Annotated in this window: 16 protein-coding genes; 15 read left to right on the forward strand and 1 reads right to left on the reverse strand. The window is 45.1% G+C overall.

The window, feature by feature from the left end; genetic code table 11:
- Nucleotides 1-75 precede the first annotated feature (75 nt).
- From uvrB to fdx, 8 genes are all read left to right on the forward strand, one after another.
- On the forward strand, nt 76-2,229 hold the full coding sequence (uvrB, locus tag CBI31_RS00810) for an excinuclease ABC subunit UvrB (RefSeq protein ID WP_240553619.1): 2,154 nt from the start codon (nt 76-78) through the stop codon (nt 2,227-2,229).
- Nucleotides 2,230-2,382: 153 nt separating this feature from the next.
- Nucleotides 2,383-2,952, forward strand: a complete 570-nt coding sequence (locus CBI31_RS00815; protein WP_088524532.1) for a Fe-S cluster assembly transcription factor — start codon at nt 2,383-2,385, stop codon at nt 2,950-2,952.
- 27 nt (nt 2,953-2,979) lie between these two features.
- Complete coding sequence (locus CBI31_RS00820; RefSeq protein WP_088524533.1) at nt 2,980-4,239, forward strand: IscS subfamily cysteine desulfurase; 1,260 nt, start codon at nt 2,980-2,982, stop codon at nt 4,237-4,239.
- A 35-nt stretch (nt 4,240-4,274) separates the two neighbouring features.
- Nucleotides 4,275-4,661: a Fe-S cluster assembly scaffold IscU gene (gene iscU / locus CBI31_RS00825; RefSeq protein WP_088524534.1), complete on the forward strand. Its 387-nt coding sequence runs from the start codon at nt 4,275-4,277 to the stop codon at nt 4,659-4,661.
- 11 nt (nt 4,662-4,672) lie between these two features.
- Nucleotides 4,673-4,996, forward strand: coding sequence for an iron-sulfur cluster assembly protein IscA (gene iscA, locus CBI31_RS00830; RefSeq protein ID WP_072583082.1), 324 nt, complete (start codon nt 4,673-4,675; stop codon nt 4,994-4,996).
- Entirely contained in the window at nt 4,974-5,501 is a 528-nt protein-coding gene (hscB, locus tag CBI31_RS00835; RefSeq protein WP_338047321.1) for a Fe-S protein assembly co-chaperone HscB, read from the forward strand. The genes iscA and hscB overlap by 23 nt, the downstream gene beginning before the upstream one ends.
- Before the next feature lie 28 nt (nt 5,502-5,529).
- Nucleotides 5,530-7,395: a Fe-S protein assembly chaperone HscA gene (hscA, locus tag CBI31_RS00840; RefSeq protein WP_088524536.1), complete on the forward strand. Its 1,866-nt coding sequence runs from the start codon at nt 5,530-5,532 to the stop codon at nt 7,393-7,395.
- 32 nt (nt 7,396-7,427) lie between these two features.
- Nucleotides 7,428-7,766, forward strand: a complete 339-nt coding sequence (gene fdx / locus CBI31_RS00845) for an ISC system 2Fe-2S type ferredoxin (RefSeq protein ID WP_088524537.1) — start codon at nt 7,428-7,430, stop codon at nt 7,764-7,766.
- Nucleotides 7,767-7,919: 153 nt separating this feature from the next.
- Here the strand turns inward: fdx and CBI31_RS00850 are convergent, their stop codons facing one another.
- Entirely contained in the window at nt 7,920-8,804 is an 885-nt protein-coding gene (locus CBI31_RS00850) for a LysR substrate-binding domain-containing protein (protein ID WP_088524538.1), read from the reverse strand.
- 82 nt (nt 8,805-8,886) lie between these two features.
- On the opposite strand from CBI31_RS00850, the gene CBI31_RS00855 reads away from it, so the two are divergent.
- From CBI31_RS00855 to CBI31_RS00885, 7 genes are read left to right on the forward strand one after another with little or no spacing between them, the layout of a single operon-like run.
- Nucleotides 8,887-9,618, forward strand: a complete 732-nt coding sequence (locus CBI31_RS00855; protein WP_088524539.1) for a succinate dehydrogenase/fumarate reductase iron-sulfur subunit — start codon at nt 8,887-8,889, stop codon at nt 9,616-9,618.
- On the forward strand, nt 9,615-9,965 hold the full coding sequence (locus CBI31_RS00860; RefSeq protein WP_088524540.1) for a succinate dehydrogenase: 351 nt from the start codon (nt 9,615-9,617) through the stop codon (nt 9,963-9,965). Before CBI31_RS00855 ends, CBI31_RS00860 begins: the two co-directional genes overlap by 4 nt.
- Complete coding sequence (gene sdhC, locus CBI31_RS00865) at nt 9,962-10,321, forward strand: succinate dehydrogenase, cytochrome b556 subunit (protein WP_088524541.1); 360 nt, start codon at nt 9,962-9,964, stop codon at nt 10,319-10,321. The genes CBI31_RS00860 and sdhC overlap by 4 nt, the downstream gene beginning before the upstream one ends.
- A gap of 10 nt (nt 10,322-10,331) precedes the next feature.
- The gene (locus CBI31_RS00870; protein ID WP_088524542.1) at nt 10,332-11,207 is read left to right on the forward strand and encodes a fumarate hydratase; all 876 of its coding nucleotides are present in this window, start codon (nt 10,332-10,334) and stop codon (nt 11,205-11,207) included.
- Nucleotides 11,208-11,217: 10 nt separating this feature from the next.
- Entirely contained in the window at nt 11,218-11,829 is a 612-nt protein-coding gene (locus CBI31_RS00875; RefSeq protein ID WP_088524543.1) for a fumarate hydratase C-terminal domain-containing protein, read from the forward strand.
- On the forward strand, nt 11,826-13,547 hold the full coding sequence (locus CBI31_RS00880; protein ID WP_088524544.1) for an L-aspartate oxidase: 1,722 nt from the start codon (nt 11,826-11,828) through the stop codon (nt 13,545-13,547). Before CBI31_RS00875 ends, CBI31_RS00880 begins: the two co-directional genes overlap by 4 nt.
- A gap of 50 nt (nt 13,548-13,597) precedes the next feature.
- Entirely contained in the window at nt 13,598-14,305 is a 708-nt protein-coding gene (locus CBI31_RS00885) for a sulfite exporter TauE/SafE family protein (RefSeq protein WP_276207120.1), read from the forward strand.
- The last annotated feature ends 3 nt before the right edge of the window (nt 14,306-14,308 follow it).

Consider the following 14,308-nt stretch of genomic DNA (forward strand, 5'->3'; position numbering starts at 1 on the left):
ATTAACTATTTCCAAATAAAAACGGCAAAATCATTGTTTGTACAAAATTCGCTGTGAAGAAAACTCACAGATCAAATGATAGCTGAGATGCCCCCTAAGCCGCCCAAAACGTCGTCCAATTCCCCAGCTAAAGAAGATGCCCAAAAACCAGTTGCTGACCCATTGGGCGAGGCTGGCCATGATCTGGATCCTGCCAAATTTGTTAGCTTTCCAGGCTCTCCCTATCAGCTTTATCAGCCCTTTAGCCCTGCTGGTGATCAACCAGGGGCGATTGAAGGCTTAGTCGAGGGTATTGAGGATGGGCTCACTTTTCAGACCCTTCTCGGGGTTACGGGCTCCGGAAAGACCTTCACTATGGCCAATGTGATCGCCAGAACGGGGCGTCCAGCCATTATTTTTGCGCCAAACAAGACCTTGGCTGCTCAGCTCTATAGTGAATTTAGAGAGTTTTTTCCCAAAAATGCGGTTGAGTACTTTGTAAGTTATTACGACTATTACCAACCTGAGGCTTATGTTCCTCAGCGCGATCTCTTTATTGAAAAAGACTCATCCATTAATGAGCACATTGAGCAGATGCGACTGTCTGCAACTAAGAGTTTGTTAGAGCGACGTGATGTCATTATCGTTGCAACTGTTTCTGCAATTTATGGCATTGGTAATCCCGGTGACTATCACAGTATGGTGATGACATTGCGTCCTGGCGATAAGATGAGTCAACGCGATATTTTAATGAGACTAATTGCGATGCAATACGATCGTAACGAGACGGATTTCAAGCGCGGTGTATTTAGAGTGCGTGGCGACACGATTGATATTTTTCCGGCCGAACATAATGAGTTAGCGGTACGCGTTGAATTGTTTGATGATGTGGTGGAGAGCTTACAATTTTTTGATCCACTCACTGGGAAGATCCGTCAAAAGATTCCGCGTTTTACGGTCTACCCAAGTTCACACTATGTAACACCACGCGAAACGGTACTCAAAGCGATTGAAACAATTAAGACGGAGTTGCGTACTCGCTTAGATGAGTTTGTCAAAGATGGAAAACTGGTTGAGGCGCAACGCCTAGAGCAGCGCACCCGGTTTGATTTAGAGATGCTCAATGAATTGGGTTTTTGCAAAGGCATTGAGAACTACTCTCGCCATCTTTCTGGGGCCTCTCCAGGCGAGGCACCGCCAACCTTAGTGGACTATCTGCCGAATGATGCCTTGATGTTCTTGGATGAGAGCCATGTCCTTATTGGGCAACTGAATGCCATGTATAACGGCGATAAATCGCGCAAACATACTTTGGTGGAATTTGGTTTTCGCTTGCCTTCAGCAATGGATAACCGGCCACTTAAATTTACTGAGTTTGAAACCAAGATGCGTCAAACCATTTTTGTTTCTGCGACACCAGCTGATTATGAAAATACCCACCAAGGTAAGGTAGTCGAGCAAGTGGCTAGACCCACTGGATTAGTTGATCCAGAAATTGAAGTATTACCTGCAAGCACTCAAGTTGATAATTTACTAGATCAGATTCATGAGCGCGTCAAAGTGCATGAGCGGGTATTGGTAACTGTACTTACAAAGCGTATGGCAGAACAATTAACAGACTATTTGTCTGACAATGGTGTGAAGGTGCGATATGTTCACTCAGACATTGACACCGTTGAACGAGTTGAAATTTTGCGGGACTTGCGTTTAGGGGTCTTCGATGTTTTAGTGGGCATTAACTTATTGCGCGAGGGTTTGGATATTCCAGAGGTTTCTCTGGTGGCTATTTTGGATGCTGATAAAGAAGGCTTCTTACGCTCTGAACGCAGTTTGATTCAGACGATTGGACGCGCCGCACGAAACATTCGAGGCAAAGCCATTTTGTATGCCGATAGGGTGACTGACTCTATGCGTAGGGCGATGGGCGAAACCGAAAGACGCCGTACCAAGCAAATTGCCTTTAATAAGCTCCATGGAATTGAGCCTAAGGGGGTCCAAAAGCGGATTAAGGACATTATTGATGGGGTCTATGACGTTAAAGAGAAGCGCGAGGAGATGCAGACTGAGCAGGAACGGGCGCGCTATGAAGATATGAGTGAGAAGGATCTGGCAGTGGAAATCAAGCGTCTGGAGAAGCAAATGAACGCTGAAGCCAAGAATCTGGAATTTGAGAAGGCCGCCAGCACCCGGGACCGCCTGACCAAGGTGAAGGAAATGGCTTTTGGGGCCAGGTCCCGAGATTCGGTTTAAAGACTCAATCCGCTAATTCCTGACTTACCTTGAGGTTTTTTAGGATAATTCCCGAGCAATTTGATAGGGATTATGGTAAAGTTGAGTGGATTGGTCGGGTATTACCCGCCTGACCATGAGCTGTCCATAAACAATCCATTACCAAGGTGAAATATGAGACTTACAACTAAAGGCCGTTTTGCAGTAACCGCAATGATCGATTTAGCCCTGCGTGAAGCGCATGGACCTGTAACTTTGGCTGGAATTAGCCAAAGACAAAAGATTTCCCTTTCCTATCTAGAGCAATTGTTCGGCAAATTACGCCGCTTCAATATCGTCGAGAGCACTCGCGGCCCTGGAGGTGGATACACCCTCGCACGCAGTGCAGATGCCATTAGCGTTGCAGACATCATTGTTGCTGTCGATGAGCCATTAGATGCGACCCAATGCGGTGGTAAAGGCAACTGTCATAGCGACGAAGATGAACATGGCCATTGTATGACCCATGATCTTTGGAGCAACCTCAATCTCAAAATGGTTGAGTACTTAAGCTCGGTTAGTTTACGTAACTTGGTTCAGCAACAAGAAGGGCGCGGAGTCGTGATTCAGGATATGCGCCAGAAGAAAGTCAAAGTTGAAAGTGCAAAAGCTGAAAAGACAGCACCAGCACTGGCAGCCAAGAAAGAAGTTGCACCTAAAGCACCATTAATTAATTCAGTATTTAATTGGGCGCGTCAAAGTTAATAGTAGTTATTCATTTATAAGCAAATCATGAACGCACCGCAAGACCTTCCAAAGCAACCTGTACCGATGTTTAGTCCTAAGCACTTTCCGGTATATATGGATTACTCGGCTACAACCCCGATTGATCCACGGGTGGTCGATAAAATGTTGCCCTACTTGCGTGAGCAATTTGGTAATGCTGCCTCCCGCAGTCATGCTTATGGTTGGGCTGCTGAAGAAGCGGTTGAGTGGGCGCGTTCAGAAGTTGCACAATTAGTTCATGCTGATCCACGAGAGATTGTGTTTACTAGTGGTGCAACTGAAAGTATCAACCTCGCATTAAAAGGTGCTGCGCATTTCTATAAAGATCGTGGCAATCACATCATTACTGTAAAGACTGAGCACAAGGCAACCTTAGATACTTGTCGTGAGCTAGAGCGTGAAGGTTATGAAGTGACTTATTTGGATGTATTGCCAAGCGGTTTGATTGACTTTGCACAGCTAGAGACTGCCATGAAGCCTGGCACGATTTTGACTTCAGTGATGTATGTCAATAATGAAATCGGTGTGGTGCAAGACATTCCAGCTATTGGTGAGTTATGCCGTTCACGTGGAGTGATTCTTCACGTAGATGCTGCACAAGCAACTGGTAAAGTTGAAATCGACTTAGAGAAGACCAAGGTTGACTTGATGAGTTTTTCTGCTCACAAGACTTATGGTCCTAAAGGCATTGGCGCATTGTTTGTGCGTCGTAAGCCCCGTATTCGTATTGAAGCTCAGATTCATGGTGGTGGCCATGAGCGTGGTATGCGCTCTGGAACCTTAGCTGTCCATCAAATTGTGGGTATGGGTGAGGCCTTCCGCATTGCTCGTATCGAGATGGCTGAAGGAAATAAGCGTATTCGTGCGTTGCGTGATCGTCTGTTGGCTGGCCTGAAAGATATTGAAGAGGTTTATGTCAATGGTGATATGGACCACCGTGTTCCTCATAACCTCAATATCAGCTTTAACTATGTTGAAGGCGAATCGATGTTGATGGCTTTAAAAGACTTGGCCATCTCATCTGGCTCAGCTTGTACTTCCGCATCTCTTGAGCCATCTTATGTATTACGCGCTTTGGGACGCAATGATGAATTAGCGCATAGTTCTATTCGTTTTACTCTCGGTCGCTTTACAACCGAAGAGGAAGTAGATTTCACCATCAAGTTAGTGAAAGAAAAGATTGCGAAGTTGCGTGAGCTTTCACCATTATGGGAAATGTTTAAAGACGGAGTCGACTTAAGTACGATTCAATGGGCAGCACACTAAATAATAATTAAATAAAGAAATAACGAGGGAATACCATGGCTTATAGCGATAAAGTGATTGACCATTACGAAAATCCAAGAAATGTTGGCTCTTTTGAAAAGGGCGATGATAGTGTTGGTACCGGAATGGTTGGCGCGCCTGCTTGTGGCGACGTGATGAAATTACAAATCCGTGTAAATGATCAGGGTGTGATCGAAGATGCCAAGTTCAAGACCTATGGCTGCGGCTCAGCGATTGCCTCCTCCTCATTGGTTACTGAGTGGGTAAAGGGTAAGACTTTGGATCAAGCTTTAGAGATTAAGAACTCTCTGATTGCGCAAGAGTTAGCTTTGCCACCTGTAAAGATTCACTGCTCTATCTTGGCGGAAGATGCTATTAAAGCTGCGGTTGCAGATTACAAAGAAAAACATCCAGCCGTATAAAAGACAAAACTATGGCAATCACCCTAACCGATAAAGCAGCTGCACACGTTAACCGCAATTTAGAAAAGCGCGGCAAGGGGTGTGGTTTGCGTTTAGGGGTTCGTACGACAGGTTGCTCTGGTTTAGCTTATCAATTGGAGTATGTAGATGAGCCAGCCGCTGAAGATCAAGTATTTGAGTCCAATGGCGTGAAAGTATTTATTGATCCAAAGAGCTTGGCTTATTTGGATGGAACAGAGCTAGACTTTGTACGTGAGGGTTTGAACGAAGGGTTTAAGTTTCAAAATCCAAACGTAAAAGATGAGTGTGGTTGTGGCGAATCCTTCCGCGTCTGACGATTACTTTCGCTTCTTTGGACTAAATCAGCAATTCACAATCGATTTGCCTGCCCTTGAACAGGCTTATCTAGCAATTCAAAAAGAAGTTCATCCTGATCGCCATGCACGTGGCAGCGATACAGAACAACGTCTTGCCATGCAAATGGCTACATTGGCCAATACCGCATTGCAAACGCTTAAGAATCCCGTACAACGCGGTTTGTATATTTGCCAGCTGCACTGTGTAGATGCCAAGCTAGAAACTAATACTGCTATGCCAGCTGCATTTCTGATGAAGCAGATGGAATGGCGCGAGAGTTTAGATGAGCAAGCCGATGATCTTCCTGCTTTAGAAAAACTCATGGATGAGGTCGCAGTTTCCAAGCAAGATACTCTGGCTGAGATAGCCCAAGCAATCGATAGTGCTAAAAATTATCAACGCGCTGCCGAACTTCTCAGAGGATTGCTCTTTATTGATAAGTTTGCTATCGAGCTTGATGATGCCATTGTGGCCTTGGCCTAGCCTATAACCGAATTAAAATTTAAAACTTATGGCCTTATTACAAATCTCCGAACCTGGTAAATCCTTGGCGCCCCATCAGCGCCGCATTGCTGTTGGTATCGATTTGGGCACTACCAATTCGCTTGTTGCGATCGTGCGAGATGCTCTACCTAAGGTACTACCAGATACACTGGGAAGAGAGCTACTCCCATCCGTTGTGCGCTATCTACCAAATGGTAGAACTCAAGCTGGCTTTGAAGCTCTAGAGAGCTTAGTAATTGATCCAAAGAACACCATTGTTTCTGTGAAACGATTTATGGGTAGAAGCGTGCAAGACGTTGATCATATTGAGAGCACTCCATATGACTTTGTAGATCAACCGGGAATGCTAAAGCTGAGAACGGTTGCAGGCGATAAGAGTCCGATCGAAGTATCTGCTGAGATTTTGGCGCGTTTGCGTCAGCTAGCTGAAGACTCTGTTGCGGAAGACATTGTTGGTGCCGTAATTACTGTGCCCGCTTATTTTGATGATGCACAACGTCAAGCGACTAAGGATGCAGCTAAGTTAGCTGGCATTGAAGTACTTAGACTTCTGAACGAGCCTACTGCTGCAGCGATTGCTTATGGCTTGGATAACGCCTCCGAGGGTGTCTACGCTGTTTATGACTTGGGGGGTGGAACCTTCGATATCTCTATTCTGAAAATGAGTAGAGGCGTATTTGAAGTGCTTTCTACTGGTGGGGATTCTGCATTAGGTGGTGATGACTTTGATCATCGCTTGTATTGCTGGGTGGTTGAGCAGGCAAAACTGGCGCCCTTATCAATTCATGATCACCGAACCCTATTGTTGGCATGCAAACATGCTAAAGAGTTGCTGAGCCACAACCCATTGGCTCGCGTTCATGAGACTCTGGCAGATGGCACCATCGTCAATGTCGGTGTTAGTCAGGCGCAATTCTTCGAGATCACTCAAAACCTGGTTGCCAAGACCTTAACGGCTTGTAAAAAAGCTTTGCGAGATGCAGGATTGAAGGCTGAAGATGTCAAAGGGGTGGTCATGGTGGGTGGTTCTACGCGCATGCCAAATGTACAGCGTGCCGTAGGTGAGTTGTTTGGAACTCAACCGCTGAATAATTTAAACCCAGATCAGGTGGTTGCGCTGGGCGCTGCCATGCAGGCTGACTTATTGGCTGGTAATCAAAGTAAAGATGATGAATGGCTGCTATTAGATGTTATTCCACTCTCTCTGGGTATTGAGATGATGGGCGGCTTAGTCGAAAAGATTATTCCGCGTAATACTCCGATTCCAGTAGCCAGGGCTCAAGAATTTACAACCTTTAAAGATGGTCAGACTGCGCTAGCAATTCAGGTGGTGCAAGGTGAGCGCGAGCTTGCACAAGATTGCCGCTCTCTGGGTAAGTTTGAGTTACGTGGCATCCCAGGCATGGCTGCAGGTGCCGCACGTATTCGGGTGACCTTTCAGGTAGATGCTGATGGCTTGCTATCTGTCAGTGCCATGGAGCAGGGCTCTGGAGTCCAAGCCTCAATTGATATTAAGCCTTCTTATGGCCTCACAGATTCTGAGATTACGCGCATGCTGCAAGATGGCTTTGCCTCTGCAAAAGAGGATCTCTTAGCGAGATCGTTGCGTGAGGAGCAAGTGAATGCACAGCGTTTGTTAGACGCAGTACAAACAGCCTTAGCTAGTGATCGTGCCCTGCTGAATAAAGAAGAGCAAGCTGCGATTGATCAAGAGATGCTAGTTTTGCAAAAGATTTTGAATGAAGAAACCAGTAGTGAAGTGTTGCGTAAGGCTGTAGATCATGCGGCCAAAGCAAGCGATGAGTTTGCACAAATGCGGATGAACGCCAGTATTCAGAAGGCATTGTCTGGCAAGAATGTTGCAGAGATATAAAACAATAGAAACAAAACTAATAGAAAAGAATCATGACGCAAATCGTTGTATTACCTCATAGTGAGTATTGCCCAGAGGGCGCCGTGATTGAAGTGGCACCAGGCACTTCGGTTTGTGAGGCATTGCTAGAAAATGACATTCCGATTGAGCATGCCTGCGATATGGTCTGTGCCTGCACGACTTGCCACGTCATTGTGAAGGAGGGCGGCCAGAGCTTGAATACACCTGATGAGAATGAAGAAGATATGTTGGACCGTGCCTGGGGATTGAATCCTCAATCCCGTTTATCTTGCCAAGCGATTGTTGCTAAACAAGATTTGGTGATTGAAATACCTAAATATTCAATCAATCATGCCAAAGAGAATCATTAATGCACCAAAATAATGCAAATGAGCCCTGAAAGATGCAAACAGCAGAAAAATGAGATTTTGAGACAACTAATATCAACTTGTCGTTTGTTCTTTAAGTAGTACCTCCAAAATCTCTTTTAAGCCATCCTTCGGGGTGGCTTTTTCTTTAGGACTTTAATTTTTCGTTGTACCCGATAAAAAGTGTTGCTTGATAACTTGAGTGACATTTTGTCGTAGGTGTTTTTTACGCTCAAGCAATCCGACTTTCCGGAAGATCGTTTTTCCAGGGAGCTCTTGAATTCTGAGCTGTCGATCGTTGGACCATGCAATATTGGCTAACTGTGGAACGATAGAATATCCAAGTCCTTGTCTAACTAGCTCAATAATTGCTTCTACAGAATTTAATTCCATACCATCTTGAATTGATAGTTTATTGGACTTGATAGCTTGATCAACAAGATGACCCGTCCAAGTATTTCTTTCAAAGCGAATGAATGGGGGATCTAGGCTGAGATTTTTTGGATCTTTTTTCTTGCCAGGTGGCATATTTGGGTAAATTAAAATCATGGGCTCCTTGTAGAGCTCCGTCCATTGGAGGCTTTGGGGAAGAGCATAAGGTGACTCAGTCACAATTGCCGCATCAAGAGTGCCTTCAATCAGTTGATCCAAGAAATTACTGGATAAGCCAGCTATCAATTTGATTTCTAACTCAGGATAGTTATGTTTGATTTCATTTAAGGTCTTGCCAAACGCACCCATCAGTGTAGAAACTAAAGCACCCAAGACAATTGTGCCGCTGAGATTAGATTTAAAGTTTGAGCGAAGGGCTTCATAGCGAGCCACAATTTCCTGGATAGGCTCAATCAGGGATCTGCCATAAGCATTTAAAGTCAGGGAGCGCTTAGTCCTATCAAAGAGTTCAAGACCAATTTCTTTTTCCAATTGCTGCAACTGTTGGCCAGCCGCAGCCGCGGTCAAACCAATTTCCCGGGCGGCGGCTGCAACGCTCTTGTGGCGGGTAATCGCCAAGAAGTTTTTGAGGGTTTTAATGCTGGACATAGATCTAATTATAAATAAATTCTTTATCTCAAAGAAAAATTAATTCGATTTATTTTTTACTATCTATCAATATAATGAGCAGATGTCAAATAATGATCTCAAAGTAAGAGTATGGCGAGGCTCCCAAGAAGGTGAGTTCGTTCAGTACTTGGTACCACGTAACCCAAATCAAACGGTTCTGGATGTGGTTACCTATATTCAGAGAAAGCTTGATCCCACTTTAAGCTATCGCTTTGCCTGTCGTGTCGGAATGTGTGGTTCATGCGCAATGACCGTCAATGGAGTCGCTCGTTGGACTTGTCGTACTCACGTTTCTAAAATTCTTCAGGGGGATTCTTTAGAAATTGCCCCCCTCAATAACTTGCCTGTGATTAAAGATCTCGCTACTGATATGCGTGAATTTTTTAATAAGTGGAAGGGTGCTGTTGGATTCTTTAAGGGTGACAAAACACGTTACGATGATTTTACAAAAGTACAGCCAAATTCTGAGGAGCGTCAATTAGCAGACGCTGGTATTGAATGTATTGGTTGCGGCGTTTGCTATGCCTCATGTGAAGTTGTTCAATCTAGACCGAACTATCTCGGACCTGCAGCGCTCAATCGTGCTTGGACACTAACAAATGATGTGAGAGATGTTCAGCAGTTAGAGCGTATGACTGCGGTAGCGGGAGATGCAGGTTGCCACGCTTGCCATTCACAAGGGTCATGTACTGAAGCTTGCCCTAAGTCTATTGCGCCTACTGCAAGTATCGCGGGGCTCAAAAAGTTAGTTGCTAGAGCTGCAGTGAGAGGTAGCAAGTGGGGCAAGTTATGAACCAAGGAGTGCTACAGGCAAAGCTTTGGTATGCGCAAAGGATCAGTGCCATGGTGCTTGGCCTTTGTGTCGCGATTCATTTGGTGATTATTTTTTATGCCATCAGGGGTGGTCTTACTGCCCAAGAAATCTTAGGGCGCACCCAAGGTAATGTGCTGTTTGCTATTTTTTATGAAATTTTTGTTCTGGCTTGCTTTGTCCACGCTCCAATTGGCATAGCCAATATATTGCAAGAGACCTTTCCAAAGAGTGGCTTGGATAGACCTATTGCTTGGATTCTTGCTCTACTGATTTTGATTCTTGGTACTACCGCTGTTGTTGGTGTTTTTACAGGTGGTCAGATATGAGTTCCAGACCAAAATTAGATTACCGCGCCAAAACTCACTTATCTTATTTTGCGTATGCATGCCACCGCTTTTCTGGCTTGTTATTAGCGTGTTTTATTCCTTTACATTTTCTGATGCTGTCTCAATCTTTAAGAGGTGCAGAAGGTTTCCAGAAATCTCTCACGCTAACGGATTTATGGGTATTTAAGTTTGGTGAGTGGGCCTTAGTGATTTTGCTGGCCGTTCATTTGGCTGGTGGCATTCGTCTTCTCATGATCGAGTTTGGTCCATGGAAGGGCTTACGTAAGGGCTGGATACAGCTCTCCATTTTGTTCGCAATCGTTTGCGGGCTCCTATTTTTATATTTTGCTAATTAATTAGGCTGACATGCAATTACCAATGAATTTAGTCGAAGAAGCTTGTAAAGAGCTCTACATTCGTGCCCTAAAAGTGTTGCCTGATGACATTAAGGCGGGTATAGATCGATTGAATAAAGCCGAGACAGATTCGCGTGCTCAAGTGGTATTGAAGACCATGATTACGAATATCTCGGTAGCAGAGCGTGAAGATAATCTCCTATGCCAAGATACCGGTCTACCGATTTATAACGTGAAGATTGGTAGTAATGTGCAATTTGATGGCATGGCATTAAAGGCTGCTATTCGCAAAGGGTGCGAGCGCGCCACCAGAGAGTACCCCCTTCGATCTTCAGTAGTACATCCAATTACCCGTAAAAATAATCACACCTCGTGTGGTATTGATATGCCGGCAATTCATATTGATTTCTTTGGTGATGCAGAGTCTGTTGAAATTGAGATGGTTCCCAAAGGAAGCGGCTCCGAAAACAATTCTTTTTTAAAAATGGCGATTCCTGCAGACGGTATTAATGGCGTTAAAGCTTTTGTGATTGATAGTGTTGTCTCTGCTGGTGGCAAGACTTGCCCACCAACGATCGTTGGTGTTGGAGTTGGCGGAACGTCTGATCAATGCGTGGCTATGGCTAAGCGTGCAGCGACTCGTGAGTTGGGTAGTGTATGTAGCGATGAGGAGGGTGCCAAGTTAGAGAAGGAGCTCAGTGTAGCCGTCAATCAGCTTGGAATTGGTCCACAAGGACTTGGCGGTGATGGAACAGCATTTGCGGTCCACGTAGAGCTGGCACATACACATATCACCTTAAATCCTGTAGCTGTCAATATGCAGTGCCATTCGGCTCGCAGGGCACGTGCAACCTTTACGCCATCTGGTGTTACCTACGGATTCTAGGATAGCGAATATGGCTCATTACAACCTTGCAACACCGGTTACTGAAGAAGATATTCGTAAGCTTCTCATTAACGATACTGTGACTTTGCAAAACACCTTGTTTGGCATCCGCGATGCAACGCAAATTCAGATGTTTGATCATGGTCGTAAGACGCATTTTGATTTAAATGGCCATGCAGTAATCCATACGGCGCCCAATGTACGTAAAGTTGTAGTCAGCAAAGAATTTCCTGCTGGTTACGAACCTATTTGTATTGGCACCACCACTTCAGATCGTATGGAGCGTTTCACGCATCCCTTGATGGCACAAAACGGCGTGCGCATGATTGTGGGTAAAGGGGGTATGCGTGAAGGTTCTGCACAAGCGTTTCAGGATCTAGGTGGCGTATATCTAGCGATTATTGGCGGTACTGCAGCTCTAGAGACTACTTGGATAGAGCAAATTGAAGATGTTGATATGGATGATCTCAACCCAGAGTCTTTGTGGCGTTTCAAGATTAAAGACTTTGGCCCATTACTAGTTGCCATGGATAGCCATGGAGGAAGTATTTATCAGGAAGTGAAGAGTGATGTGGCGCTTAAAAAAGAAGCCGTATTAAAAAGCCTTGGAATTACTTCATGAGCGCTATCCCAACAATTAACACCGATATCTTGATTCTAGGTTCCGGAGGAGCGGGCCTTTTTGCTGCCTTACATGCGCATCAAGAAAATCCTAACTTACATATCACGATCGCAGTGAAAGGCTTGTTAGGCAAGTCTGGCTGCACACGCATGGTTCAAGGTGGTTATAACGTGGCTTTGGCTGAGGGGGATTCGGTTGAGCGCCATTTTATGGATACGATTGAGGGTGGTAAATGGCTCTGTGATCAAGATCTGGCTTGGACGCTAGTTAACACTGCAGTTGAGCGTATTCATGAGTTGGAGAATGAGCTGGGATGCTTTTTTGATCGCAATCCTGATGGTACGGTCCATCAAAAAGCATTTGCTGGCCAAACATTTGACCGGACTGTTCATAAAGGTGACTTAACAGGCATCGAGATTATCAATCGTCTAGCTGAGCAAGTATGGGCCAGAGGTATTAATCGTCTTGAAGAGCATCGCGCTATTGAATTGATCCATAGCAAAGATGGAAAGTCACTTGCAGGCGTCTTAATGCTCAATATGCAGACTGGCCAATTTGTATTGGTGCGTGCCAAAGCTGTCTTGCTAGCCACTGGTGGTGGCCCGACAATGTATAAATATCATACCCCTTCGGGAGATAAGAGTTGTGATGGCTTAGCAATGGCTCTGCGTGCTGGCCTCGTTTTGCGCGATATGGAGATGGTGCAATTTCACCCTACAGGACTCTTAGCCGGCCCAGGCACTCGTATGACCGGCACAGTCATTGAGGAAGGCTTGCGTGGAGCTGGTGGTTATTTGCTCAATGGCAATCAAGAGCGCTTTATGGGTAACTATGATCCGCGCAATGAGCGTGCCACAAGGGATATTGTTTCTAGATCAATTAATTCAGAAATCCGTGCTGGCCGTGCAACTCCTAATGGCGGTGTTTATATTCAAATGAGTCATTTAGGCCCCGAGAATGTTCGTAAACTATTTAAGGGCATGGTCGAGCGCTGTGCTGATAGTGGATTTGATTTAACCAGGGATTTAGTCGAAGTTGTACCAACTGCCCACTACATGATGGGCGGCCTGGTCTTTAAGAAGGATTGCAGCACTGATCTCCCAGGGCTATTTGCTGCTGGAGAAGATACGGGTGGTGTACATGGCGCTAATCGCTTAGGTGGCAATGGCGTTGCCAACTCAACCGTATTTGGGGGCATCGCAGGAGAGTCGATGGCACGTTGGGTTGCCACCCAGCAGTTCAAGGAATGCAATATGGATGAGGTAGCGGCTAGTGTTTATGAGCATGAAGCACCATTTCAAAAAGCGCCTGGCGATATTGAGTTAATTCGGGATGCTCTGGCTGAGTGTATGTGGGATGACGTTGGGATTTCAAGAACTAAAGAAAGTTTATTGCGCGCACGTCAAACTTTGAAGCAGCTTGCTTCACAATTAATTCAAATGGGTGTTGGCGATATTCAGCGGGAATACAGCAATACTTGGCAAGATTGGATGAACTTACAAAACCTCATTCTAGTTAGTCAATCTGTAACAGAAGCGGCTATTGCTCGAGAGAATTCGAGAGGGGCTCACTACCGTGAAGATTTCCCAGAGCCTGGATCGCTTGAAGACTCCTATTACACGGCTGTTCACTTTATTAACCAAGAGCTGATGATTGAAAATCGCCCAGTGCAATTTACGATGATCAAGCCTGGACAAACAATCTTGGTTGAGGCTTAATTATTTTTGATCTCATTGACCCAATCCATTTTGGGTTAGCGTCCTTAATTATTTTTGGCGCCTATTTCATTTTTGGCATATCAGGATTCGGATCATCAATCATTGCGGTTCCCCTGCTGGTGCAGATGTACCCATTGAAATCAGCAGTTCCAATGATGGTGATAATTGATATATGCGCCTCTTTATACCTCGGAAGGAAATCTTCTCAAGATGCTAATTTCAAAGAGCTTAAATGGCTCTTTCCCTTTACGCTGATTGGGATGGTTTTAGGAATTTTTCTACTAGTTAATGCGCCAAGTGAGCCACTCCTGATTACGTTGGGTTGCTTTGCTGCTCTAAATGGCGCTCGCGTGCTCTGGCAGAGGAACTCTGAAATGCAAGATCCTATCAATAAGTGGTGGGCTGCACCATTTGGCTTTTTTGGAGGCACCTTTACCGCATTGTTTGCTACTGGTGGGCCGATCTATGCATCCTATCTGGGTTTGCGCATCAATGACTCAAGGGCATTGCGCGCCACGATGGCATTTGCGATATTTATGCTCACCTTTTTGCGCCTGACTTTAATGCTGGTTACGGGTTTGATTCTGAGTTGGCCGGTGATTGGCTTAGCAATCTGCCTCATGCCGGCAACCTTTGTAGGGATTTGGTTGGGAACCCATGTTCATGCTAAGTTGAGCAATGTTGCTATGAGAGTTGCTTATGGGTCTATCTTGATTTTTTCTGGAACGATGCTACTAATACGTCAAGTACTAGATTAGCTT

It is taken from the genome of Polynucleobacter campilacus, assembly GCF_002206625.1.
GTDB classification, from domain to species: domain Bacteria; phylum Pseudomonadota; class Gammaproteobacteria; order Burkholderiales; family Burkholderiaceae; genus Polynucleobacter; species Polynucleobacter campilacus.